The sequence below is a fragment of the Streptomyces sp. NPDC020801 genome, assembly GCF_044334385.1.
Classification (GTDB): Bacteria; Actinomycetota; Actinomycetes; order Streptomycetales; family Streptomycetaceae; genus Streptomyces.
This window is the reverse complement of the sequence record NZ_JBIRST010000007.1, coordinates 167,889-190,707: the sequence shown is the minus strand read 5'-3', so window position 1 is coordinate 190,707 and position 22,819 is coordinate 167,889. Positions and strand designations below refer to the sequence as shown.

Here is a 22,819-nt window from a genome sequence, read left to right as displayed (position 1 = left end):
CCTACTGGCGCGTAGAGGTGTTTGTGCCTTTGTGAAGGGCATATACCGGTCACCGCACAACTGCACATGCACGAAGGGAGCCCGCCGTGGACAACGACGTCTCCGCGGGAAGCACCACGACCATCGTCGGCCGACTCGCCCTGGGCATCACCCTGTTGGCCTTCGGCCTCGGATACACCAGGGTCATCAACGGCGTCACGGCCAACGACGCGGTGACACTCGCTCACTACGTGGGCGGCGTCGCGCTGTTCGTCACCGGACTGCTGTCCCTGCACGAGCGCGACACCGCGACCGGTACGGCCTTCTCCGCGCTCGGTGCCCTGTGGTTCACCTGGGCCGTCTCGGCCGGCAACCAGATCTCCGGCAACGGCGCGGGACTGTTCCTGCTCCTGTTCGCCCTGGTGGCCCTCACTCTGACCCTCGCGGGCGGCGACGTGCTCGGTCAGGGCACCTACGGGCTGTTCTTCGTCTCCCTGCTCCTGCTCGCCATCGCGCGCTTCGCCGGCCACGCCAGTCTGGCGAAGGTGGGCGGCTGGTTCGCCGTGGCGGCCGGGGCGGTGGCCTGGTACGCGGCGACCGCGGCCCTCGCGCACTGGCCCACGGCCCTTCCGCGACGCGCCGCCGGCCGGGGTGTGACGGCCACCGGCTGAGGCAGGCGCCGGGCCGGGGTTTGGGCGGCCCCGGGCCCTGAAGGAACGACCCCCTGTGCGGGTGGCACACAGGGGGTCGTTCATGTCACGTCCACGGCGGGACGGTTGCCGTCCAGGCGGTTGCCCTCCGAGGAGGGGCGGTTGCCGTCCCCGGCGGGGCGGCTGCCGTCGGTGGCACGGCAGTTGCTACTCCACCGTCACCGACTTGGCCAGGTTCCGCGGCTTGTCGATGTCCCGGCCCAGCGCCAGCGCCGTGTGGTAGGCGAGGAGTTGCAGCGGAATGCCCATCAGGATCGGGTCCAGCTCGTCCTCGTTCTTCGGCACGACGATCGTCTGGTCGGCCTTCTCCTGCTCCTGGTGGGCGACGGCCAGGATCTTGCCGCTGCGGGCCTTGATCTCCTCCATGGCCGCGCGGTTCTTCTCCAGCAGGTCGTCGTCCGGCACGATCGCGACCGTCGGCAGGGCGGGCTCGATGAGCGCCAGCGGGCCGTGCTTGAGCTCGGAGGCCGGGTAGGCCTCGGCGTGGATGTAGGAGACCTCCTTGAGCTTCAGGGAGGCCTCACGGGCCACCGGGTAGCCCCGCACCCGGCCGATGAAGAGCATCGAGCGGGCGTCGGCGTAGCTCTCGGCCAGCTTCTTGATCTCCTCCTCCTGCTTCATGATCTCGGAGATCTGCTCGGGCAGCTTGCGCAGCCCCTCGATGATCCGCCTGCCGTTGCGCACCGACAGGTCGCGGATGCGGCCCAGGTGCAGCGCGAGCAGCGCGAAGGCGACCGTGGTGTTGGTGAAGCACTTGGTGGACACCACGCACACCTCGGGGCCCGCGTGCACGTAGATGCCGCCGTCCGCCTCGCGGGCGATCGCCGAGCCGACCACGTTGACGACGCCCAGCACCCGCGCGCCCTTGCGCTTGAGCTCCTGCACGGCGGCCAGCACGTCGTACGTCTCACCGGACTGCGAGACCGCGATGTACAGCGTGTCGGGGTCCACGACCGCGTTGCGGTACCGGAACTCGGAGGCGGGCTCGGCATCGGCGGGGATGCGGGCCAGCTCCTCGATCATCTGGGCGCCGATCATTCCGGCGTGGTACGAGGTGCCGCAGCCGAGGATCTTCACCCGGCGCACCGCGCGCGCCTCCCGGGCGTCGAGGTTGATGCCGCCGAGGTGCACGGTGGCGAACCGGTCGTCGATCCGGCCCCGCAGCACCCGGTCCACGGCCTCGGCCTGCTCGTGGATCTCCTTGTGCATGTAGGTGTCGTGGCCGCCCATGTCGTAGGAGGCGGCCTCCCACTCGACGGTGGTCGGCTCGGCGGTGGTCCGGGTGCCCTCGGTGGTGTAGGTGCGGAAGTCGTCGGCCTTCAGGGTGGCCATCTCACCGTCGTCGAGCGTGACTATCTGCCGGGTGTGGGTGACCAGCGCGGCGATGTCGGAGGCGACGAACATCTCCTTCTCGCCGATGCCGAGCACGACCGGGGAGCCGTTGCGGGCCACGACGATGCGGTCGGGGAAGTCGGCGTGCAGGACCGCGATGCCGTAGGTGCCCTCGACCATGCGGACGGCCGCGCGGACCTTCTCCTCCAGCGTCTCGGCCTGGGAGCGGGCGACGAGGTGGGTGAGCACCTCGGTGTCGGTCTCGGAGAGGAACTCGACGCCGTCCGCCTCCAGCTTGCGGCGCAGGTCGGCGGCGTTGTCGATGATGCCGTTGTGCACGACGGCGACAGTGTTGTCGGCCGACATGTGCGGGTGGGCGTTCGCGTCGGAGGGGGCGCCGTGGGTGGCCCAGCGGGTGTGGGCGATGCCGGTGGTGCCCTTGAAGCGTGCCGGGACCTTGGCCTCCAGGTCGCGGACCCGGCCCTTGGCCTTGACCATCTTCAGGCCGGCCGTCCTCGGCGAGGTGACGACGATGCCCGCGGAGTCGTAGCCGCGGTACTCCAGGCGCTGCAGGCCCTCCAGGAGCAGCGGCGCGACGTCACGCTTCCCGATGTATCCGACGATTCCGCACATATAAGTCCCTTTTGTTCCCGAGTTGATGGTGCCGCCGGCTTCTGCGGCGGCCGTCCGGCCGGCGGGCTGTCAGCCGTAGACGATGCGGCGCAGCTGCCGGAGGGAGAGCTCCGGCGGCGCCACCGCGCGGTACTTCAGGTCCGCCCCGATCCGTTCGAAGATCTCCGCGTTCACCAGGCCCTGGGCCTGCAGTTCGCGGTGGCGGCGACGGACGAACTCCTCGGTCGTCTCGTCGAAGTAGGCGAGCACGTCCTGGATCACCCGCAGCGCCTCGCCCCGGTTCAGGGGGGTGGACCGCGTCAGATGATCAACAAGTTCGTCGTGCACCCGGTAGATCCTGGGGTAACGGCGACACTTTCGCAAGAATCCTGCCCGATTTCGGGCAAGCGTCTGTTAGTGTGCTTGCGCCGGGGCGGCGTGGCATCGATGCGGGTCACCCCTCGGGCCGTCTCACTCGTTCGAACGCCTGAGCCCTGGGCGGCAAGGTTGCCTGTGGGGGCGCTCACATCCGCTTGAGGACCGCCTGCTTGGCCATGCTGAACTCGTCGTCGGTCAGCACCCCGGTGCGGTGCAGCTCGCCCAGCTCCCGCAGCCGCCGCAGCAGCGCGTCGTGCTCGTCCTCGGCGGTCGCGGCCGCGGGCGCGGGCGCGAGCCGCCCCGGCGCCCCGGGCTCCGGTGGCCCCGCGGCCCCGGGCACGGCCTCCGGCACGGCCTCCGTGTGTACGGTCTCGGTGCGCGGCGCCCCGGCGCCGGGCCCGGACGGATGCGGCAGCCGTGCCTGCACCGCTGCCGCGACCAGCGCCATCAGCGGGTCCTTCTTGAAGCCCCACAGCTCCACCGCGTTCGGGTCGTACTTGGGCGGGGCCTGGGTGGGCGCGTTCCGCACGGTGAGGCGCAGATGGCCGTTCTCCAGCCCGGCGGCGGGCAGCCACTCCACCGCGGCGATGTCGGCGAGCGGGACCGTACGGGCGCCGGCGGCGGCCTTGGCGTCCTCCGTCTTCCAGTTCCACTCCAGGCGCACGCACTCGCCGTCGATGCTCGCCGTGCCGTCCCCGGCGGACACCGACAGCGGCACGGACGGGCCGGGCAGCAGATACTCCGTCACCGGGTCCGGCGGGACCTGGTCCAGCAGCAGGGCGCCCCGGACCTCCTCCACGAAGTACTCGGCGACGCCGTAGCGGTCGGACTCCACGAGCAGCTGGTAGGGGTCGTTGGGCTCGGTCAGCCGCCCGCCGGTGGCGAGCAGCAGCGGGTCGGCGCCGTCGCGCAGCCGCAGCCTGAGCCGCCCCGCCTTCCTCCCCTGCTCGAACGAGACGCCCGCCAACGCCGCCAGCGGGACCACGAGTTCACCCAGGGTCCGGCGCAGCAGACCGACGTTCCGGTCCCGTCCCGGGGTCAGTCGCAGGGCATCGCCGTCGAATGCCCACGTGCCGTCCTTCTGGATGATTTCCGCCATGGGGGGATTGTTTCACCGCTCCTGCGAGAGAGTGGTCTATACCCTCGGGGCGCAATGACTGGCTCCGATCCCGATCCGAGTGTGAAGGGAGCGCATGTGACACGGCACCACAGAACGACTCCCCGCAATCCTCGTACGACCCGGGTGACCCGCGCCCTGGGTTCGCTGCTGCTGGTGGCCGCGGCCGGGGCCTTCGCCGTGGGCGCGGCACCCGTGCGGCACGCGCCGGCCGCGACCCCGCTGGGCCAGGTCGTCCCCGCGCCCGCCTCCGTCACGGCGGGCGGAACCCCCTACCGCATCACCCCCGGCACCCGCATCCGCGTCGACGGCTCCGGGGAGGCGCGCCGGATCGGGGAGTACCTCGCGGACCTCCTCCGCCCCTCGACCGGTTACCGGCTGCCCCTGACCACGTACGGCCACGCGGGCATCCGGCTGCGGCTCACCAAGGGCGCGTTCGGCGCCGAGGGCTACCGCCTCGACAGCGGCGGGAACGGGGTGACGATCACCGCCCGGGAGCCCGCCGGCCTCTTCCACGGTGTGCAGACGCTGCGTCAGCTGCTGCCCGCCGCCGTGGAGAAGAAGTCCGTGCAGCCCGGTCCCTGGCCGGTCGCGGGCGGCACCGTCCAGGACAGGCCGCGCTACGGCTACCGGGGCGCCATGCTCGACGTCTCCCGGCACTTCTTCACCGTCGCGCAGGTCGAGCGGTACATCGACGAGCTCGCCCTCTACAAGATCAACAAGCTGCATCTGCACCTCAGCGACGACCAGGGCTGGCGCATCGCCATCGACTCCTGGCCGCGTCTGGCCACCTACGGCGGCTCCACCGAGGTCGGCGGCGGCAGGGGCGGCTACTACACCAAGGCCGACTACAAGGAGATCATCCGCTACGCCGCCTCCCGCTACCTGGAGATCGTCCCCGAGATCGACATGCCCGGCCACACCAACGCGGCCCTCGCCTCCTACGCCGGGCTGAACTGCGACGGCGTGGCACCACCCCTCTACACCGGCACCAACGTCGGCTTCAGCTCGCTGTGCGTGCCCAAGGAGGTCACCTACGAGTTCGTGGACGACGTCGTGCGTGAGCTCGCCGCCATGACCCCCGGCGGCTACCTCCACATCGGCGGCGACGAGGCGCACTCCACCAGCCACGACGACTACGTGAAGTTCATGGACCGGGTGCAGCCGATCGTCACCCGCCACGGCAAGACGGTGATCGGCTGGCACCAGCTGACCGGCGCCACCCCGGCCAAGGGCGCCCTCGCCCAGTACTGGGGCCTGGACTCCACCAGCGCGGCCGAGAAGGCCCAGGTCGCGCGGGCCGCGCAGAACGGCACCGGGCTGATCCTGTCCCCGGCCGACCGGGTCTACCTCGACATGAAGTACACCAAGGACACCCCGCTGGGGCTCGCCTGGGCGGGCTACGTCGAGGTGAGACGGTCCTACGACTGGGACCCGGGCAGCTATCTGGCGGGCGCGCCCGCGTCCGCCGTCCGGGGTGTCGAGGCCCCGCTGTGGTCTGAGACCCTGTCCACCTCAGCCCACATCGACTACATGGCCTTCCCCAGGCTGCCGGGCGCCGCCGAGCTCGGCTGGTCGCCGGCGGCCACGCACGACTGGGACACCTACCGGTTGCGGCTCGCGGCGCAGGCGCCGCGCTGGGACGCGCTGGGGATCGGGTACTACCGGTCGCCGCAGGTGCCCTGGCCCGCCCGGTAGGCGCCGGACGCCGACGGGCACCCCGGAGGACCGTACTCCGGGGTGCCCGCCCGTCTGCCCGGCCCGTGGGCCCTACAGCCCCGCGATGGGGTTGGGCAGGGTGCCCACCAGCTGCAGTGCGCCGGAGGGGTCCGCCAGGTCCACCATCTGCCTGTTGTCGCGCAGCTGGAGCCGGTTGAGGCAGGACAGCGCGAACTCGGGGGCGAACATGTCGTACCGCCGGAACCTCCCGGCGAGTTCGGGCACGGACTCCTGGTACTCGCGCACGACCTCGGCGACCGTCCGCCAGAAGCCGCCCTCCGCCAGGATTCCCTCGGCGGCCAGGCCGGCGGCCAGGAAGCGGAAGAAGCAGTCGAAGACGTCCGTGAAGATGGACAGCAGCCGCTGCTCCTCGGGGACCTCGACCCGGATGCGCCGCACCTCGGGCGGCAGCACGGTGTCCGGGTCCGTCACCGCGATCTCCTCGGCGATGTCCTTGAACACCGCGCGCCGCACCACGCCGTCCTTCAGGACGAGGATCACGTTCTCGCCGTGCGGCATGAAGACCAGGCCGTAGGCGTAGAAGCTGTGCAGCAGCGGCGTGAGATAGGCGCGCAGATACCGCCGCAGCCACTCCTGCGGGGGCAGGCCCGAGCTCCTGACGAGGGCACCGGCGAAGGACGCGCCCAGGTGGTCCACATGGAGCAGCGAGGCCATGGTGGCCAGGGACTCGCCCTCCCGCAGCGAGGGCACCGGGCTCTCCCGCCACAGCGCGGCCAGCATCTTGCGGTACGGCGAGTGGCGGTCCGTCGCCGCCTCGAACTCCAGGTGCCGGTAGCCGACGGCCGCCCGTTCCCGGATGATCGTCAGGCCCGCCGACCTCAGCACCGGGTCGTTGCCGACGAGGTGGGCCAGCCAGTCGTTGATGGCCGGGGTCGCCTCCATGTAGGCGGCCGAGAGCCCGCGCATGAAGCCCATGTTGAGGACGGAGAGAGCCGTCTTCACATAGTGCTTGTGCGGGTGGGAGGTGTTGAAGAAGGTCCGGATGGACTGCTGGGCCAGGTACTCGTCGTCGCCCTCACCCAGGCAGACCAGGTGCCGGCGGGCCATCTCGGCGGCGAAGGTGACGGTGAGCTTGTTCCACCACTGCCAGGGGTGCACGGGGACGAGGAGGTAGTCGGCGGGGTCGAGCCCCTGCCCGCGCAGTCGCTCCCCGAACCGCTCGACGGCGGCCTCGCCCAGCTCGGCCCGCACGAAGGACTCGTACTCGATGCCGGCCCCCGCCGTGAACGCCGCCCGTGAGCGGTGCGCGGCCAGCCACACCAGCCGGACGGGGCTCGCGGTCTCGGGGGCGTACGACAGGTACTCGTGGGCCCCGAAGCCGAGCCGCCCGTTGTTGGCGACGAAGCACGGGTGGCCCTCGGTCATGGAGGTCTCGATCTGCTGGAAGCCGCCGCGGGCCAGCTCCGCCGAGGTGACCTGGGGCTTGGTGAGCTTGTAGCAGATCCCGGCGAGGGTGGAGGAGACCTCCTCCAGATAGACCGGCAGGATCTCGTCGCTCAGGCCCAGGGACGTCCTGAACTCGACGAAGAAGTCCAGCGCGGCGAGCGGGAGCCGGCCGTCGCGGTCGCCCTCGCGATGGCGGGTGATGGACTCGGGGTCCACCTGCCAGTGGTCGAGGGCGCGGCGCACGGCGGTGAAGTGGTACCGGGTGAGTCCGTCGTCGCTGCGGACGACGTATCCGTCCCCGTCCGCCTCGGGCCTGATCAGCCGCTCGTGCGCGAACTCGGCGAGTGCCTTGCGTACGAGGAGGCGGCCGGCGGCCTCCCAGCGCTCGGGGGAGAGGTGGGAGACGGCGTCGGCGGGAGTCATGCGCCCACCGCCCTCTCGAACTGCTCCCTGGTGCAGAAGCTCAGCAACGCCCTCTTCTCCGGCTTGTCGATCTCGCGCTCCGGTACGAACCCGACGGCCGCGTTCAGCGCGTGCACCGCCTTGTTGCGCACATCGGGCTCCACCACGACCCGCCGTGCCGCCGGATCCTCGAACAGGTGCCGCATCACGGCGGTGATCACGGCCCGGGTGAACCCGTGCACGGGTGTGCCGGCCGGGGCGACCAGGAAGTGCATGCCGACGTCACCCGGCCGCGGCTCGTACAGCCCGGCCAGTTCGCGGTGGGCCGGGTCGTACTTCTCCATCAGGAAGGCGGGGACGCCCTCGTGCAGCCCGAGGAGCGCGTGGTGGTGCTCGTCGGCCGCGATCTCCAGGTAGGCGCGCTCGACGTCCTGCGGTGTCGCGTCCCGCATCATCCAGAACGCCGCCTTGGGACGGGTGACCCAGCCGTGCAGCAGCCCGGCGTCCCTCGGGGGGTCGAGCGGGCGGAACGTGAACGTCATGCTGCTCATACCGCGAACTCCTGGAATGCGATCGTCTTCTCGACCGGGTAGTACTCGGTGCCGAGCAGCTCGCGGATGATGCACGAGTTCCGGTACGGGCCCATGCCCAGGTCCGGGGACGTGACGCCGTGCGCGTGGACGCCGGCGTTCTGCAGGAAGACGCCCCGGCCGGTGACGTCGATGGCGTAGTTGCGGCCGATGTCGTGGTTGCCGTGCGAGTCGTAGCGCAGGCGGTCGCGGACGGGCCTGAGGAACTCCGGTTCGGTGTACCTGTAGCCGGTGGCCAGGACCAGGCCCTCACTGCGCAGCTCGAAGTCCTTTCCCTGCTCCTCCTGGCGGAAGGAGAGGGTGTACGTGCCGTCGGTGCAGGAGGCGCCGTTCAGCGAGGAGTTGGTGATCAGCCGGGTGGGGACCGGGCCGTCGAGGTTCTTCCGGTAGAGCAGGTCGAAGATCGCGTCGATCAGGTCGCCGTCGATTCCCTTGAACAGGCCCTTGTGCTGCTCGGTGAGGCGGTAGCGGGTGGGCTCCGGCAGCGCGTGGTAGTAGTCGATGTACTCCGGGGAGGTCATTTCGAGGGTGAGCTTGGTGTATTCCAGCGGGAAGAAGCGCGGGGAGCGGGTCACCCAGTTCAGCTGGTAGCCGTGGACGTCGATCTCGCCGAGCAGGTCGTAGTAGATCTCGGCGGCGGACTGGCCGCTGCCGACCAGCGTGATCGACTTCTTGCGCCGGAGTCCGGCCCTGTGCTCCAGGTAGCGGGAGTTGTGCAGGAAGTCGCCGGAAAGTCCGCGGCAGGCCTCGGGAAGGTGGGGCGGCGTGCCGGTGCCCAGGACCAGACGGCGGGCGCGGTACGTGGCTCCGGTGTGCGTCCGCACCGCGTACAGCTCGTCCGCCTCGTCGTACGTCACCTCGGTGACCGTCGTGCCGAAGCGGACGCCGGTCAGCCTGGCCGCAGCCCAGCGGCAGTAGTCGTCGTACTCGGCCCGGAGCGGGTAGAAGTTCTCGCGGATGTAGAACGAGTACAGCCGGCCCCGCTCCTTCAGGTAGTTGAGGAAGGAGTACGGCGAGGTCGGGTCGGCCAGGGTGACCAGGTCCGACAGGAACGGGGTCTGCAGGTGGGCCCCGTCGAGGAACATGCCCGCGTGCCATTCGAAGCCGGGCTTGGACTCCAGGAAGACGCCGTTCAGCTCGGCGATGGGCTCGGTCAGGCAGGCGAGGCCGAGGTTGAAGGGGCCGAGCCCGATCCCCACGAAGTCGTGGGTCTCGTTCACGGCTTGGGCTTCAGGACGCGCGGTCAAGGGACTCTCCCAGGTACTGCTCGGCGTGGCCGGCGATCAGATCGAGGACGGCGGCGAGGTCGGCCGCCCGGGTCTCGGGATTGAGCAGGGTGAACTTCAGGTAGTGGCGGCCGCCGACCGTGGTGCCCGCGACCACCGCGTCGCCGGAGGCGAACAGGGCCTTGCGGGCGTGGAGGTTGGCGCGGTCGAGCTCGGCCGGATCGGTGACGGCCGCCGGGACGCAGCGGAAGACCAGAGTGGACAGGGCCGGTTCGGCGACGACGTCGAAGCGCGGGTCGGCGGCGAGCATCCGCCAGCCCTCCCGTGCCAGGTCGCACACCTCGTCGAAGAGCCGGCCGATGCCGTCGGCACCCATCACGCGCAGGGTCATCCACAGCTTGAGGGCGTCGAAGCGGCGGGTGGTCTGCAGGGACTTGTCGACCTGGTTGGGGATGCGCTCCTGGACCGTGCGGCGGGGGTTGAGGTACTCCGCGTGGTAGGTGGCGTGACGCAGGGTCGAGGCGTCCCGGACCAGCACGGCCGAGGAACTCACCGGCTGGAAGAAGGACTTGTGGTAGTCGACGGTGACGGAGTCGGCGCGCTCGATGCCGGTGAGCAGGTGGCGCCGGGTGGGGGAGGCCAGCAGTCCGCAGCCGTAGGCCGCGTCGACGTGCAGCCACGCGCCGGACCGGGCGCACAGCTCGGCGATCCCGGGCAGCGGGTCGATGGAGCCGAAGTCGGTGGTGCCGGCGGTGGCGACCACCGCCATGGGGACCAGTCCGTCGCGGCGGCAGCGCTCCAGCTCGTGGGCGAGCGAGACCGTCCGCATGCGCTTGTCGTGGTCGACGGGGACCGCGACGACCGACTCGGGGCCCAGGCCCAGCAGTTTCGCCGACTTCCGCACGCTGAAGTGGCCGGCCTCGGAGGCGAAGACGCGCAGCCTCGCCAGGTCGTCGGTCTTGGCCTCCTCGCGGGCCAGCAGCAGCGCCTGGAGGTTGGACTGGGTGCCGCCGGAGGTGAACACCCCGTCGGCGGCGGGGCCGAGGCCGATGCGGGCGGCCGTCCAGTCGATGAGCCTGCGCTCGATCAGGGTGCCCCCGGCCGACTGGTCCCAGGTGTCGAGGGAGGAGTTGACGGCGGACAGGATGGCCTCGCCGAGCACCGCCGGGATGACGACCGGGCAGTTGAGGTGGGCGACGTAGCGGGGGTGGTGGAAGTAGACCGCGTCCTGGAGGTAGACCTCCTCCAGTTCGTCGAGGGCCGCCGCCGTGTCGTGCAGCGGCCGGTCGAGGTCGATCCGCTCGATGCGGTGAGCGAGGGCGTCGGCCGTGACGCCGGTGAACGGACGGTCGGTGGCGGCGAGTTTGGCGGCCACCCGCTCGACTCCTTCGGTCACGGAGCGGCGGTAGTGCTCCGCGGTCAGGTCATTGAGCAGGTGTGAGCGCATGTGGGGGTCCTCCGGGTGGGTGGGGACGGTCCGTGCGGGGCGAGCTGACGGGATGAGGGGCGCGGGCTCCCGCGGCATTGACTTAGGTTAGCCTAACCTAACTTCAAGTGCAGGGGGGCGCCCTCCGGTGGCCGGCGTCACTCGCCTGCCGGTTCCGGCGCCGGCGCCGCTCGCCGTGCCGCCCTCACTCCCGCGCGCGCAGCTCCTCCTCGCTCAGGCCGTGGCGCCAGTAGCCGACGAAGGTGACACGCCGCCTGTCGATCCCGCGCTCGCCGACGAAGTGCCGCCGCAGTGCCTTGACGCACCCGGACTCGCCCGCGATCCAGACGTAGGGGTGTGCGCAGGGCGGGAGCTGGGCGGTGCGCAGGGCGCCGAGGGCCATGGGGGACCGTCCGGAGCGGCTTTCGCCCGTCACCAGCCAGGTGACCTCGGCGTCCGCCTCGGTCGCCACGTCCTGGATGTCGCCGGGGTGCCGTACCTCCAGCCAGGCGCGCACCCGCCGGCCGGCAGGCAGGGACTCCAGGATCGCGGTGGCGGCGGGTACGGCCGTCTCGTCGCCCCACATCACCACCAGGTCGGTGTCCCCGGGCGGACGGAAGCGGATCGCCCGGTTGTCCCCGACCGCCGGGCCGATCAGCAGCACTCGGTCGCCGGGGATGGCGCGGGCCGCCCAGCGGGCGGCGGGTCCGGCGGGAGTGTGCAGGGCGAAGTCGATGTCGATCTCATCGGGGTCCCGGCGCAGTGCCCGCAGGGTGTACGAGCGCATCACCGCCCTTACGCCCTCGGGGAGTTCGCGCCAGCCCTGCCACCAGCCGTCGCCGAGCCCGACCGGTACGACAGGCTCCGGCTGGCCGGGGTGCGGCAGGAAGAGGGAGAGGGACTGGTCGCGTCCGTGGGAGCGGAAGGCGCGCAGGCCGGGGCCGGAGAAGGTGACCCGGACGAGTGACGGGCCGAGCCGCCTCGTCCGTACGACCTGCAGGGAGAAGAAGCGGAACGGGGCGGCCACGGCCGTCGTCATATGTGCTCCTGAGTTCGCGTCAGGGGGCGTGTGGTGCGGGGGAGCGGGTCAGGAGACCTTCTTCGCCCTCTCGATGGCCTTCGCGAGGTCCTCGAGGAGCGGGGCGCACTTGTCGTAGGACAGGATCGGCTCGGGGTTGCGGGCGATGACCTGGCCGGCCCTGACGGCGGGGAGCCTCTTCCAGGTGCCCTCGGTGATGTCGGCGGGCTGGATCGCCGAGGTGCGGTTGTCCATCATGATGATGTCCGCCGTGTACTTGTCGACGTTCTCCCAGCTCAGCGACTCGTACCAGCCGCCGCCCTGCTTCTTGGCGCTCTGCGGGGGCTCGAGGAAGTGCACGCCGAGGGCCTTGAAGTACTCCAGGTCGACGGAGAGGTCGGTGCCGGAGACGTAGAACAGGTCCTGGCCGGCGGAGCCGGCCAGCACCTTGATGTCCGGCTTGGCCCTGGCGGCGGCGCGCAGCCGGGCGGCCGCGTCCTCGAACCGCTTCCTGGCCCGTGCGACCCTGCCGGAGGTCACGTCCCCGCCGAGCGACTTGGCGAGCGCGAGCATGCGCTGCAGCGGCTCGGTCAGCTGCCGGTCGTAGACGGAGATGCCCACGCTCGGGGCGCCCACGGCGAGGATCTTCTTCCTCGACTCCTCCGGGACGTACCAGAGGGTGCCGGCGGCGTCGAACATCGTGGAGATGAGGACGTCCGGGGCGAGGGAGGCGTACTTCTCGATGTTGAACTGGCCCCACTCGTTGCCGAGGACCGTCACCTTGCTGACGTCCATGTCGCCGGCCTGGACGTCGGCCTTGCCGTCCTTGGTCCTCGTCGGTCCGAACACCCCCTTGGCCTGGACGCCGTAGTCGTACAGCGCGGCGGCGACGCCGACGAAGGCGACGATGCCGGAGGGCGCCCTGCCGGCCCTGGCCGTCTGCCCGCGGTCGTCCTTGAAGGACCAGGGGCCGGACCTCGCCGCCGCCGTCCCGCTGCCCGGCCCACCGTTTTTCGCGTCGCCGTCGCCGCAGGCTGCGAGCGCGGCACCGAGGCCGAGGGCGCCGCCCGCGGCGAGGACGCCGCGGCGGGAAAGGTGTGTGGCACGGGCGTTGGGCATGGGTATGGCTGCTTTCGAACGGGGCGGAGCGCCCGCCGGACAGGTTGAAGTTAGGTTAGCCTAACCTCAGCTTCTGTCCAGTGGGTGGGCGCCGCGCCCGTGCCGTTCGGCGGCCCGTGCGCTGTTCGGTTGTCAGTCGTGCCGTGCGGTGGCCAGCTCGTCAGCTCGTCAGCCCCAGCTCCCGGGCGATCAGCATCCGCTGGACCTCGCTCGTGCCCTCGCCGATTTCGAGGATCTTGGAGTCACGCCACATGCGGGCGACCGGGTACTCGTTCATGAAGCCGTAGCCGCCGTGGATCTGGGTGGCGTCGCGGGCGTTGTCGACGGCGATCGTCGAGGAGTAGAGCTTCGCGACGGCCGCCTCCTTCTTGAAGGGCTCACCGGCCACCAGGCGGTAGGCCGCGTCGCGCCAGGCCAGACGGGCCGTGTGGGCCTTCATCTCCATGTCGGCGATCTTGAACTGGATGGCCTGGTTGGCGCCGATGGGCCTGCCGAAGGCGTGGCGCTCCTTGGCGTACTTCACCGACTCGTCCACGCAGCCCTGGGCCAGGCCGGTGGCGAGCGCCGCGATGGCGATACGTCCCTCGTCGAGGATGCGCAGGAACTGCGCGTAGCCGCGGCCCTCCTCGCCCAGCAGGTTGCCCGCCGGTACGCGGACGTCGGAGAAGGACAGCTCACGGGTGTCGGAGGCGTTCCAGCCGACCTTCGAGTAGGCGGGCGCCACCGTGAAGCCGGGGGTGCCGGAGGGGACGATGATCGCGGAGATCTGCGGGCTGCCGTCGGACTTGCGGCCGGTCACCGCCGTCACCGTGACCAGGCCGGTGATGTCCGTGCCCGAGTTGGTGATGAAGCACTTGGTGCCGTTGATCACCCACTCGTCGGTGTCCGGGTCCAGGCGGGCCGTCGTACGGGTGGCGCCCGCGTCGGAGCCGCCGTCCGGCTCCGTCAGGCCGAACGCGCCCAGCATCTCGCCGGCGCACAGCCGGGGCAGCCACTCGCGCTTCTGCTCCTCGGTGCCGAACAGGTGCAGCGGCATGGCGCCGAGGGAGACCCCGGCCTCCAGGGTGATCGCGACCGAGGAGTCCACCCGGGCGAGCTCCTCCAGCGCGATGCCCAGGGCCAGGTAGTCGCCGCCCATGCCGCCGTACTCCTCCGGGAACGGCAGCCCGAACAGGCCCATGCGGCCCATCTCGCGCACGATCTCGTACGGGAACTCGTGCCGCTCGTAGAAGTCGCCGATCTTGGGCGCCACGACGTCGTGGGCGAAGTCCTCCACCGTACGGCGGAGTTCCTCCAGCTCGGGGGTCAGACGGTGGTTCATCGTCGATCACTGCTCCTTGTGGGAGAGGGCGCGGAGGGTGCGGGAGGGGCTGGGGCGGCCCAGCCGGTCGGCCATCCACTCGCTCGTGGCGACGAGGCGGCCGAGGTCGACTCCGGTGTCGATGCCGAGGCCCCGCAGCATCCACACCAGGTCCTCGGTGGCGAGGTTGCCGGTGGCGGACTTGGCGTAGGGGCAGCCGCCGAGGCCGCCCGCGGAGGCGTCGACGGTGGTGACGCCGTGCTGGAGAGCGGCCAGGGTGTTGGCGAGGGCCTGGCCGTAGGTGTCGTGGAAGTGCACGCCGATGACGTTGGTCGGCACGCCGGCCTCGTTGAGCGCGGCCAGCAGCTCCAGCACATGGCCGGGGGTGGCCACCCCGATCGTGTCACCGAGGCTCAGCTCGTCGCAGCCCATGTCCAGCAGCGCCCTGCACACGTGGACGACCTGGTGCACGGGGACGGCGCCCTCCCAGGGGTCGCCGAAGCACATGGAGACATAGCCGCGGACGTGGGCGCCCTCGTCCTTCGCACGGGTGACGACGGGGTCGAAGACCGCCAGGGACTCCTCCACCGTGCGGTTGAGGTTGGCCTTGGCGAAGGACTCGGTGGCGCTGGCGAAGACGGCGATGCGGTGCGCGCCGAGGGCGAGTGCGCGGTCCAGTCCGCGCGCGTTCGGCACCAGGACCGGGAGGTGCACCCCCTTCAGGTCCTTCACCTGCGGGAACAGGGTCTCCGCGTCGGCCAGTTGGGGCACCCACTTCGGGTGGACGAAGCTGGTGGCCTCCACGGTCGTCAGGCCCGCGTCGGCGAGACGGCGGATGAACTCCGCCTTGACCTCGGTGGGCACGGTCGCCTTCTCGTTCTGCAGGCCGTCACGCGGGCCGACCTCGTGGATCCTGACCCGCTCGGGCAGGTCGGGAGCCGGGACGACCATGGGCAGACCGAGCTCGGGGGTGCTCATGCCGTCTCCTCCCCGTCCTCGGCGTCCTCCCCGTCGTGCGGCGCGATGACCGCCAGCACCTGGTCCATGGCGACCGTCGTGCCCGGGGCGACGTCCAGTTCGGTGACGGTGCCGGCGTGCGGGGCGGAGATGACGTGCTCCATCTTCATCGCCTCGACCACCAGCAGGCTCTGGCCCGCGGCCACCTCGTCGCCGACGGCGACCTTCACCACCGTGACCGTGCCGGGCATGGGGGCGGTCAGCGAGTCGGCGCCGGAGTGGGCCGCCCGGGTGAGCGACGCGGCCACCGGGTCGTGGTCGCGCACGTGCCAGGCGTCGCCGTCGCGGCCGAGCCAGTCGGCGGCGCGGTGGAAGGTGTGCCGGACGCCGTCGAGGGTGACACAGACCGTGTCCTCGGTGACGGTGTGGGTGCCGCGCGGGGTGTACTCCACGGGGTCGGTCACCCGCAGCGGGAAGGCCACCGGCTTCGGCTCGCCGCCCAGCCGCCAGCCGCTCGGCACGGAGAAGGGGTCCTGCCAGCCCTCGCCCCTGGGGCGCAGCGCGTCCAGGCGAACGGCGGCGGCGGCCTCGTAGACCTCCTCCGGTACGTCGGTGGAGACCAGTTCGTCGACCACCCGCTCCACCAGCCCGGTGTCCAGCTCGCCCGCCACGACCGCCGGATGGGCCAGCAGCCGGCGCAGGAACCCGGCGTTGGTCTGCACGCCCAGCGTGACCGTCGCCGCGAGGGCCGCGCGGAGCTTCCTGAGCGCGGTGGCGCGGTCCGGGCCGTGGGCGATCACCTTGGACAGCATCGGGTCGTACAGACTGCCGACCTCCGTGCCCTCGCTCAGCCCGGAGTCGGTGCGCACCCCTCCCCCAAGCTCTTCGAGCAGGGGGGACCCCCAGCCCTGCGGCTCGCGCAGCCTGAGCACCGTGCCGCCCGAGGGCAGGAAACCGCGCGCGGGGATCTCGGCGCACAGCCGGGCCTCGATGGCGTGACCGGTGAGGACGATGTCCTCCTGCGCGTACGGCAGGGGCTCGCCCGCCGCCACCCGCAGCTGCCACTCCACCAGGTCCAGGCCGGTGATCAGCTCGGTGACCGGGTGTTCCACCTGGAGACGGGTGTTCATCTCCATGAAGTAGTACGACTCCGGGTCCGTGCCGGGCACGATGAACTCCACCGTGCCCGCGCCCCGGTAGCCGCAGGACAGGGCCGCCTGGACCGCGGCCTCGCCCATCCCCGCCCGGGTCTTGTCGTCGAGGAACACGCTGGGCGCCTCCTCGATGATCTTCTGGTGGCGGCGCTGGAGGGAGCACTCGCGCTCGCCGAGGTGGATCACGTTGCCGTGGCCGTCGGCCAGCACCTGGATCTCGATGTGCCGGGGCCGGTCGACCCAGCGCTCGACGAGGAGGGTGTCGTCGCCGAAGGAGGCGCGGGCCTCACGGCGGGCCGCGGCGATCTCCTCGGCGAGCAGGCCGGCGTCCCGCACCAGCCGCATGCCCTTGCCGCCGCCGCCCGCGGAGGGCTTGAGCAGCACCGGCATCCCGATCTCGCGGGCGGCCGCGGCGAGTTGCCCGTCGTCGAGTCCGGAGCCGCTGGAGCCGGGGACGACCGGCACGCCGGCCGCCCGCACGGTCTCCTTGGCGCGGATCTTGTCGCCCATCAGCGAGATCGCGTCCGCGGGCGGTCCGATGAAGACCAGCCCGGCCGCCTCGCAGGCACGCGCGAACTCGGCGTTCTCCGCGAGGAAGCCGTACCCGGGGTGGACGGCCTGGGCGCCGGTCCGGGCGGCGGCCTCCAGGAGCCGCTCGATGGACAGGTAGCTCTCTGCCGCGGGCGCCGGGCCGATCCGCACCGCCGTGTCGGCCTCCCGCACGTGCCGGGCGTCGGCGTCGGCGTCGGAGAAGACGGCGACCGAGCGGACGCCGAGCGCCCGCAGGGTGCGGATGACGCGGACGGCGATCTCGCCGCGGTTGGCCACCAGAACTGTTTCGAACATCGTCACGAGGTCCCCCCTCACATCCGGAAGACGCCGAACTGGGGGTCACCCAGCGGGGCGTTGGCGCAGGCGGTCAGGGCCAGGCCCAGCACCTGGCGGGTCTCCAGCGGGTCGATCACGCCGTCGTCCCAGAGGCGGGCGGTGGCGTAGTAGGCGTTGCCCTGGCGGTCGTACTGGGCGCGGATGGGTGCCTTGAAGGACTCCTCGTCCTGCGTGGGCCATTCCTCGCCGCGTGCTTCGAGCTGGTCCCGCTTGACGGTGGCGAGCACCGAGGCGGCCTGCTCGCCGCCCATGACGGAGATCTTGGCGTTCGGCCACATCCACAAGAAGCGGGGGGAGTAGGCCCGGCCGCACATCGAGTAGTTGCCCGCGCCGTAGGACCCGCCGACGACGACCGTCAGTTTGGGTACCCGCGTGCAGGCCACGGCCGTGACCATCTTGGCGCCGTGCTTGGCGATGCCGCCCGCCTCGTAGTCGCGCCCCACCATGAAGCCCGAGATGTTCTGCAGGAACAGCAGCGGGATGCCGCGCTGGTCGCACAGCTCGATGAAGTGGGCGCCCTTCTGGGCCGACTCGGAGAACAGGATGCCGTTGTTGGCGACGATCCCGACCGGGTGGCCGTGGATCCGGGCGAAGCCGGTGACCAGGGTCTGCCCGAACTCGGCCTTGAACTCGGCGAAACGGGAGCCGTCGACCACGCGCGCGATGATCTCGCGGACGTCGTAGGGAGTGCGGGGATCTGCCGGGACGGCGCCGTAGAGCCCGTAGGGATCGACCTTGGGCTCGACGGACGCGGTGACCTCCCAGGGGAGCGAGCCGCGCGCCGGGAGGGTGGAGACGATGTTCCGCACGATGCGCAGGGCGTGGGCGTCGTCCTCGGCGAGGTGGTCGGTGACGCCGGAGGTGCGGGAGTGGACCTCGCCGCCGCCGAGCTCCTCGGCGGTGACGACCTCGCCGGTGGCGGCTTTCACCAGCGGGGGGCCGCCCAGGAAGATCGTGCCCTGGTTGCGGACGATCACGGCCTCGTCGCTCATGGCCGGGACGTAGGCGCCACCGGCGGTGCACGACCCGAGGACGGCGGCGATCTGCGCAATCCCGGCCCCCGACATCCGGGCCTGGTTGTAGAAGATCCGCCCGAAGTGCTCACGGTCGGGGAAGACCTCGTCCTGCATGGGCAGGAAGGCGCCGCCGGAGTCCACGAGGTAGAGGCAGGGCAGGCGGTTCTCCAGGGCCACCTCCTGCGCACGCAGGTGCTTCTTCACCGTCATCGGGTAGTACGTCCCGCCCTTGACGGTGGCGTCGTTGGCGACGATCACGCACTCGCGGCCGCTGACCCGCCCGATCCCGGCGATGACCCCGGCGGCCGGGGCCTGCCCGTCGTACATCCCGTCGGCGGCCAGCGGGGCCAGCTCCAGGAAGGGCGAGCCCGCGTCGAGGAGCGTGTCCACGCGGTCGCGTGGCAGCAGCTTCCCGCGCGCGGTGTGCCGGGCGCGGGCCTTCTCGCCACCGCCGAGCCGGGCGGCGGCGAGCTTGCCGCGCAGTTCGCCGACGAGTGCGCGGTGCGCCTGTTCGTTGGCCCGCCAGGCCTCCGACGCGGGATCGGCCGCGCTCGTCAGCTCCGGTGCCTCGTGCATCCTGCGGTCCCCTCACCCAGTGGTGGACTGTTAATGAGCGTTAACCATTTCCTTCAGGTTAACGACCGCTAACCTCCCTGTCTAGAATTGTTTTCATGGCCACGCGAACCGACGCCCCCACCCGCCGCGAGCAGATCCTCAAGGAAGCCGCCCGGCTCTTCGCCGAACGCGGCTTCCACGGCGTCGGCGTCGACGAGATAGGCGCCGCGGTGGGCATCAGCGGGCCGGGGCTGTACCGGCACTTCGCGGGCAAGGACGCGATGCTCGCGGAGCTGCTGGTCGGCATCAGCGGTCAGTTGCTGACGGGGGCCAAGCGGCGCCTGGCGGAGGCCGACGGGGTGGCCGGCCCGGACGCGGTCCTGGACTCGCTCATCGAGGGCCACATCGACTTCGCGCTCGACGACCGTCCCCTCATCACCCTGCACGACCGCGAGCTGGACCGCCTCCGGGACAGTGACCGCAAGCTCGTGCGCCAGCTCCAGCGGCAGTACGTCGAACTGTGGGTGGAGGTGGTGCGTCAGGTCCACCCGGACCTGGCCGAGCCCGCCGCGCGCGCGGCGGTCCACTCGGTGTTCGGGCTGCTGAACTCCACGCCTCACCTGGGGCGTCCGGGTTCGCTGCCGGGGCGCGCCGCCACGGCGGCGCTGCTGCATCGGATGGCGCGGGGGGCGTTCGCCTCGGCGGGCGCTTCGGCACAGTCGCCTGCGGCGGGCTGAGCGAGGGGTGGTGTGAGCGCGAAACGGGCGTGACGAGCGTTACGGCGGCTGCTCTTTACGGGCTTGCCTACCCGCCGGTACGTTTGGCATGAGCAAGCGCTTAGACAGGCGATGGTACGTGGAGGTGGCGGCGTGCGCCGTACGGTGTTCAACGAGGATCACGAGGCGTTCCGGGAGACCCTTCGCGCCTTTATCGAGGCCGAGGTCGTACCGGTGTACGACGAGTGGTTCGCCGCCGGCCAGGCCCCGCGCGAGTTCTACTACAAGCTCGCCGAACTCGGCCTCTTCGGCATCAACGTCCCCGAGGAGTTCGGCGGCGCCGGCCTGGAGAGCCACAAGTTCGAGGCCATCCAGTACGAGGAGACGGCCCGCGCGGGCGTCACCTTCGGTGGCTCGGGCGTGCACGTCCTCCTGGCCCTCCCCTACATCAAGATGCTCGCCACCGACGAGCAGAAGAAGCGCTTCCTGCCCAAGTTCGTCTCCGCCGAGGAGATGTGGGCCATCGCGATGACCGAGCCCGGCACCGGCTCCGACCTCGCGGGCATGAAGACCACCGCCAAGCCGAGCGAGGACGGCACGCACTACGTCCTCAACGGCGCCAAGACGTTCATCACCGGCGGCGTCCACGCCGACAAGGTCATCGTCTGCGCCCGTACCGCCCCGGCCACCGCCGAGGACCGCCGCCACGGCATCTCCCTGTTCGCCGTGGACACCAGGTCCGAGGGCTACTCGGTGGGCCGCAAGCTCGACAAGCTCGGTCTGAAGACCTCCGACACCGCCGAGCTCGCGTTCGTCGACGTCAAGGTTCCGGTCGAGGACCTGCTCGGCGAGGAGAACAAGGGCTTCCACTACCTCGGCGCCAACCTGCCCTCCGAGCGCTGGGGCATCGCCTTCGGTGCCTACGCGCAGGCCAAGGCCGCCGTCCGGTTCGCCAAGCAGTACGTCCAGGACCGCACCGTCTTCGGCAAGCCGGTCGCCCACTTCCAGAACACCAAGTTCGAGCTGGCCGCCTGCCAGGCCGAGGTGGACGCCGCCGAGGCCGTCGCCGACCGGGCGCTGGAAGCCCTCGACGCCGGTGAGCTGACCCCGGCCGAGGCCGCCTCGGCCAAGCTGTTCTGCACCGAGGTCGCGCACCGTGTCATCGACCGCTGCCTCCAGCTGCACGGCGGCTACGGCTACATGAACGAGTACCCGATCGCCCGCCTGTACGCGGACAACCGGGTCAACCGCATCTACGGCGGCACCAGCGAGATCATGAAGACGATCATCGCCAAGGACATGGGCCTGTAAGAGCCCCCTACGCCCACGAAAACAGTGCAGGATACAACTGACGTATGAGTCAGGCACTCCAGTCCCTGCTCGATCTGCTCGACCTCGAGCGGATCGAGCAGGACATCTTCCGCGGCCAGTCCTGCTCCGCCGTCGTGCCCCGCGTCTTCGGCGGGCAGGTCGCCGCGCAGGCCCTGGTCGCCGCCGGGCGCACGGTCCCCGAGGACCGGCACGCGCACTCGCTGCACGCGTACTTCCTGCGCCCCGGCGACCCCGGCGCGCCCATCGTCTACACGGTGGACCGCATCCGCGACGGCCGCTCCTTCACCACCCGCCGGGTGGTCGCGGTCCAGCACGGGCAGCCGATCTTCCACCTCTCCGCGTCCTTCCAGACGTTCGAGGAGGGCCTGGACCACCAGACCCCCATGCCCCTCTCGCCGGACCCGGAGACCCTGCCCACCTCCCAGCAGCGCCTGCGCGGCTACGACCACCTTCCCGCCCAGGTCGTCGAGCGCTTCCTCGAGGCCCGCGAGGCCGTCGACCTGCGCTACGTCGACGAGCCGCCGTACGGCAGGTTCGGCGAGCCGCGCGAACCGCACTCCCAGGTGTGGTTCCGCACCAACGGCAAGCTCGACGACGACCCCCTGCTCCACGTCGTCCTCGCCACCTACGTCTCCGACATGACGCTCCTCGACTCCGTGCTGCTCGCGCACGGCCGCGGCGGCTGGGCGGTCGGTGACGTGGTGGGGGCCTCGCTGGACCACGCCATGTGGTTCCACCGGCCGTTCAGGGCCGACGAGTGGCTGCTGTACGACCAGGAGTCCCCCTCGGCGCACGGCGGCCGGGGCCTGGGCCAGGCCCGTATCTACACGCAGGACGGCCGGCTGGCCATCTCGGTGATCCAGGAGGGCGTGGTCCGCGTTCCCCGGGAGAACTGAGGGGCACGGCGCAGACCGCGCGGCAGACGGCACGGCAGGACACCGGCGGGCGGCGAGAGCACCTTCGCGGTGATCGCCGCCGCCGGACATGTCCCGTTCGGGTTCAGGCCCGCGGGCCCGGCCCGGCCGGCCCGCCCAGCCCCGCCTGGTCCAGCAGATACGCCGTCATCGGGTCGTAGTACCGGGGGCTGACCACGTGGTCGTCGAGCGGCACCGTCACCTGAACGGTCCCCTCGGCCTCCGCGAGGAAGAGGGCCGGGTCGTTGGAGTCGGCGTAGCCGACGGAGTCCACCCCGTGCTGACCGGCGTAGCCCGCCCAGCCGTGGTCGGCGACGACCAGGTCGGGCAGCGGGCGGCCCTCGCGCTCCAGGCCGGTGAGGATGGCCCGCATCGGCTGACCGGAGTGGGTGTGCCACAGCGTGGCGCCGTGCTCGAGCACCGCCACGTCCGCGAACTGCACGACGTACCCCTCGTCCGTCTGCAGTCCGTCCGGGATGACGACGATCTCGCAGCCGGCGGTGCGCAGCGCGGCGGCCGTGGCGCGGTGCACGTCCAGCAGACCGCCGGGGTGGCCGGTGGCGAACAGCACCCGCTGCTGCCCGTCGGCCGCCTTGCGCAGCCGGCCCGCCAGCCGGTCCAGCGCGGCCACGGTCAGCTCGGGGTCGATGGTGTCCTGGCCGTGGCGGTGCTCCGGGTCGTCGCTGACGCCGACACGTTCCGCCATCACCGCGAGCACGTCCTGCTCGTCGCTCCAGCGGTCGCCGAGCTCCAGGCCGAGCCAGAAGTTGCGGTCGCCGTTCGCGAGCTTTCGGTAGTGGGAGAGGTTGTTCTCGCGGGGCGTGGCGACGTCCCCCGCGATACGGGTCCTCACGAGGTGGTCGACGAGCTCAACGCGGCTGGGTGTCCCGGGTATCGGCATGGCTCCCATTGTGGTGCAGCGGCCGGTGTCCGGCCTCGGCGTCCCGGCCGC

19 protein-coding genes are annotated in these 22,819 nt (G+C 71.3%); 5 read left to right on the top strand and 14 right to left on the bottom strand.

Translation table 11 applies throughout. From position 1 onward, the window contains the following. Positions 1 to 86 precede the first annotated feature (86 nt). The gene (locus ACH4UM_RS16900) at positions 87 to 650 is read left to right on the top strand and encodes a GPR1/FUN34/YaaH family transporter (protein WP_398179095.1); all 564 of its coding nucleotides are present in this window, start codon (positions 87 to 89) and stop codon (positions 648 to 650) included. Between the two features lie 186 nt (positions 651 to 836). Here ACH4UM_RS16900 and glmS read toward each other — a convergent pair whose 3' ends face one another. From glmS to ACH4UM_RS16885, 3 genes are all read right to left on the bottom strand, one after another. Next, the gene (glmS, locus tag ACH4UM_RS16895; protein WP_398179092.1) at positions 837 to 2,654 is read right to left on the bottom strand and encodes a glutamine--fructose-6-phosphate transaminase (isomerizing); all 1,818 of its coding nucleotides are present in this window, start codon (positions 2,652 to 2,654) and stop codon (positions 837 to 839) included. Between the two features lie 69 nt (positions 2,655 to 2,723). After that, entirely contained in the window at positions 2,724 to 2,981 is a 258-nt protein-coding gene (locus ACH4UM_RS16890) for a hypothetical protein (protein WP_313748401.1), read from the bottom strand. 175 nt (positions 2,982 to 3,156) lie between these two features. Further along, a complete protein-coding gene (locus ACH4UM_RS16885; RefSeq protein WP_398179089.1) occupies positions 3,157 to 4,110 on the bottom strand; it encodes a DUF4429 domain-containing protein in 954 nt (317 codons plus the stop codon). 96 nt (positions 4,111 to 4,206) lie between these two features. Here ACH4UM_RS16885 and ACH4UM_RS16880 point away from each other — a divergent pair, with 96 nt between their 5' ends. Further along, on the top strand, positions 4,207 to 5,826 hold the full coding sequence (locus ACH4UM_RS16880) for a beta-N-acetylhexosaminidase (RefSeq protein ID WP_398179086.1): 1,620 nt from the start codon (positions 4,207 to 4,209) through the stop codon (positions 5,824 to 5,826). Positions 5,827 to 5,898: 72 nt separating this feature from the next. Here the strand turns inward: ACH4UM_RS16880 and ACH4UM_RS16875 are convergent, their stop codons facing one another. The 10 genes from ACH4UM_RS16875 to ACH4UM_RS16830 form a co-directional block, all read right to left on the bottom strand. Then, entirely contained in the window at positions 5,899 to 7,677 is a 1,779-nt protein-coding gene (locus tag ACH4UM_RS16875; protein ID WP_398179083.1) for an IucA/IucC family protein, read from the bottom strand. Next, positions 7,674 to 8,207 carry a GNAT family N-acetyltransferase gene (locus tag ACH4UM_RS16870; protein WP_398179080.1) on the bottom strand — a complete coding sequence of 178 codons (534 nt, stop codon included), beginning with the start codon at positions 8,205 to 8,207 and terminating at the stop codon, positions 7,674 to 7,676. Before ACH4UM_RS16870 ends, ACH4UM_RS16875 begins: the two co-directional genes overlap by 4 nt. Beyond that, complete coding sequence (locus ACH4UM_RS16865) at positions 8,204 to 9,493, bottom strand: lysine N(6)-hydroxylase/L-ornithine N(5)-oxygenase family protein (RefSeq protein ID WP_398179077.1); 1,290 nt, start codon at positions 9,491 to 9,493, stop codon at positions 8,204 to 8,206. The genes ACH4UM_RS16870 and ACH4UM_RS16865 overlap by 4 nt, the downstream gene beginning before the upstream one ends. After that, positions 9,477 to 10,919 carry a lysine decarboxylase DesA gene (gene desA / locus ACH4UM_RS16860; RefSeq protein WP_398179074.1) on the bottom strand — a complete coding sequence of 481 codons (1,443 nt, stop codon included), beginning with the start codon at positions 10,917 to 10,919 and terminating at the stop codon, positions 9,477 to 9,479. The genes ACH4UM_RS16865 and desA overlap by 17 nt, the downstream gene beginning before the upstream one ends. 184 nt (positions 10,920 to 11,103) lie before the next feature. After that, positions 11,104 to 11,937 carry a siderophore-interacting protein gene (locus ACH4UM_RS16855; protein WP_398179071.1) on the bottom strand — a complete coding sequence of 278 codons (834 nt, stop codon included), beginning with the start codon at positions 11,935 to 11,937 and terminating at the stop codon, positions 11,104 to 11,106. 48 nt (positions 11,938 to 11,985) lie between these two features. Then, the gene (locus tag ACH4UM_RS16850) at positions 11,986 to 13,035 is read right to left on the bottom strand and encodes an ABC transporter substrate-binding protein (RefSeq protein WP_398179068.1); all 1,050 of its coding nucleotides are present in this window, start codon (positions 13,033 to 13,035) and stop codon (positions 11,986 to 11,988) included. A gap of 160 nt (positions 13,036 to 13,195) precedes the next feature. Beyond that, complete coding sequence (locus tag ACH4UM_RS16845; RefSeq protein WP_398179065.1) at positions 13,196 to 14,356, bottom strand: acyl-CoA dehydrogenase family protein; 1,161 nt, start codon at positions 14,354 to 14,356, stop codon at positions 13,196 to 13,198. Between the two features lie 6 nt (positions 14,357 to 14,362). After that, positions 14,363 to 15,313, bottom strand: coding sequence for a hydroxymethylglutaryl-CoA lyase (locus tag ACH4UM_RS16840; protein WP_398179062.1), 951 nt, complete (start codon positions 15,311 to 15,313; stop codon positions 14,363 to 14,365). Then, positions 15,310 to 17,292, bottom strand: a complete 1,983-nt coding sequence (locus tag ACH4UM_RS16835) for a biotin carboxylase N-terminal domain-containing protein (RefSeq protein ID WP_398179059.1) — start codon at positions 17,290 to 17,292, stop codon at positions 15,310 to 15,312. Before ACH4UM_RS16835 ends, ACH4UM_RS16840 begins: the two co-directional genes overlap by 4 nt. Before the next feature lie 17 nt (positions 17,293 to 17,309). Next, positions 17,310 to 18,926 carry a carboxyl transferase domain-containing protein gene (locus ACH4UM_RS16830; protein WP_398179056.1) on the bottom strand — a complete coding sequence of 539 codons (1,617 nt, stop codon included), beginning with the start codon at positions 18,924 to 18,926 and terminating at the stop codon, positions 17,310 to 17,312. A 95-nt stretch (positions 18,927 to 19,021) separates the two neighbouring features. Here ACH4UM_RS16830 and ACH4UM_RS16825 point away from each other — a divergent pair, with 95 nt between their 5' ends. The 3 genes from ACH4UM_RS16825 to tesB all read left to right on the top strand — a co-directional run bounded on the left by ACH4UM_RS16825 (position 19,022) and on the right by tesB (position 21,849). Then, positions 19,022 to 19,642, top strand: coding sequence for a TetR/AcrR family transcriptional regulator (locus tag ACH4UM_RS16825; RefSeq protein ID WP_398179053.1), 621 nt, complete (start codon positions 19,022 to 19,024; stop codon positions 19,640 to 19,642). 132 nt (positions 19,643 to 19,774) lie between these two features. After that, positions 19,775 to 20,932 (top strand): acyl-CoA dehydrogenase family protein, encoded by a 1,158-nt coding sequence (locus ACH4UM_RS16820; RefSeq protein ID WP_398179051.1) that lies wholly within the window; start codon positions 19,775 to 19,777, stop codon positions 20,930 to 20,932. A 44-nt stretch (positions 20,933 to 20,976) separates the two neighbouring features. Next, positions 20,977 to 21,849 carry an acyl-CoA thioesterase II gene (gene tesB, locus ACH4UM_RS16815; RefSeq protein WP_398179048.1) on the top strand — a complete coding sequence of 291 codons (873 nt, stop codon included), beginning with the start codon at positions 20,977 to 20,979 and terminating at the stop codon, positions 21,847 to 21,849. Between the two features lie 103 nt (positions 21,850 to 21,952). Here tesB and ACH4UM_RS16810 read toward each other — a convergent pair whose 3' ends face one another. Further along, entirely contained in the window at positions 21,953 to 22,768 is an 816-nt protein-coding gene (locus tag ACH4UM_RS16810) for a phosphatase (protein WP_398179045.1), read from the bottom strand. Positions 22,769 to 22,819 lie beyond the last annotated feature (51 nt).

What these genes read in the sequence shown, in the direction of transcription:
- glmS (WP_398179092.1), bottom strand. Translation starts at nt 2,654, where the DNA reads ATGTGCGGAATCGTCGGATACATCGGGAAGCGTGACGTCGCGCCGCTG.
- ACH4UM_RS16885 (WP_398179089.1), bottom strand. Translation starts at nt 4,110, where the DNA reads ATGGCGGAAATCATCCAGAAGGACGGCACGTGGGCATTCGACGGCGAT.
- ACH4UM_RS16875 (WP_398179083.1), bottom strand. Translation starts at nt 7,677, where the DNA reads ATGACTCCCGCCGACGCCGTCTCCCACCTCTCCCCCGAGCGCTGGGAG.
- ACH4UM_RS16870 (WP_398179080.1), bottom strand. Translation starts at nt 8,207, where the DNA reads ATGAGCAGCATGACGTTCACGTTCCGCCCGCTCGACCCCCCGAGGGAC.
- desA (WP_398179074.1), bottom strand. Translation starts at nt 10,919, where the DNA reads ATGCGCTCACACCTGCTCAATGACCTGACCGCGGAGCACTACCGCCGC.
- ACH4UM_RS16855 (WP_398179071.1), bottom strand. Translation starts at nt 11,937, where the DNA reads ATGACGACGGCCGTGGCCGCCCCGTTCCGCTTCTTCTCCCTGCAGGTC.
- ACH4UM_RS16850 (WP_398179068.1), bottom strand. Translation starts at nt 13,035, where the DNA reads ATGCCCAACGCCCGTGCCACACACCTTTCCCGCCGCGGCGTCCTCGCC.
- ACH4UM_RS16845 (WP_398179065.1), bottom strand. Translation starts at nt 14,356, where the DNA reads ATGAACCACCGTCTGACCCCCGAGCTGGAGGAACTCCGCCGTACGGTG.
- ACH4UM_RS16840 (WP_398179062.1), bottom strand. Translation starts at nt 15,313, where the DNA reads ATGAGCACCCCCGAGCTCGGTCTGCCCATGGTCGTCCCGGCTCCCGAC.
- ACH4UM_RS16835 (WP_398179059.1), bottom strand. Translation starts at nt 17,292, where the DNA reads ATGTTCGAAACAGTTCTGGTGGCCAACCGCGGCGAGATCGCCGTCCGC.
- ACH4UM_RS16830 (WP_398179056.1), bottom strand. Translation starts at nt 18,926, where the DNA reads ATGCACGAGGCACCGGAGCTGACGAGCGCGGCCGATCCCGCGTCGGAG.
- ACH4UM_RS16825 (WP_398179053.1), top strand. Translation starts at nt 19,022, where the DNA reads ATGGCCACGCGAACCGACGCCCCCACCCGCCGCGAGCAGATCCTCAAG.
- tesB (WP_398179048.1), top strand. Translation starts at nt 20,977, where the DNA reads ATGAGTCAGGCACTCCAGTCCCTGCTCGATCTGCTCGACCTCGAGCGG.
- ACH4UM_RS16810 (WP_398179045.1), bottom strand. Translation starts at nt 22,768, where the DNA reads ATGCCGATACCCGGGACACCCAGCCGCGTTGAGCTCGTCGACCACCTC.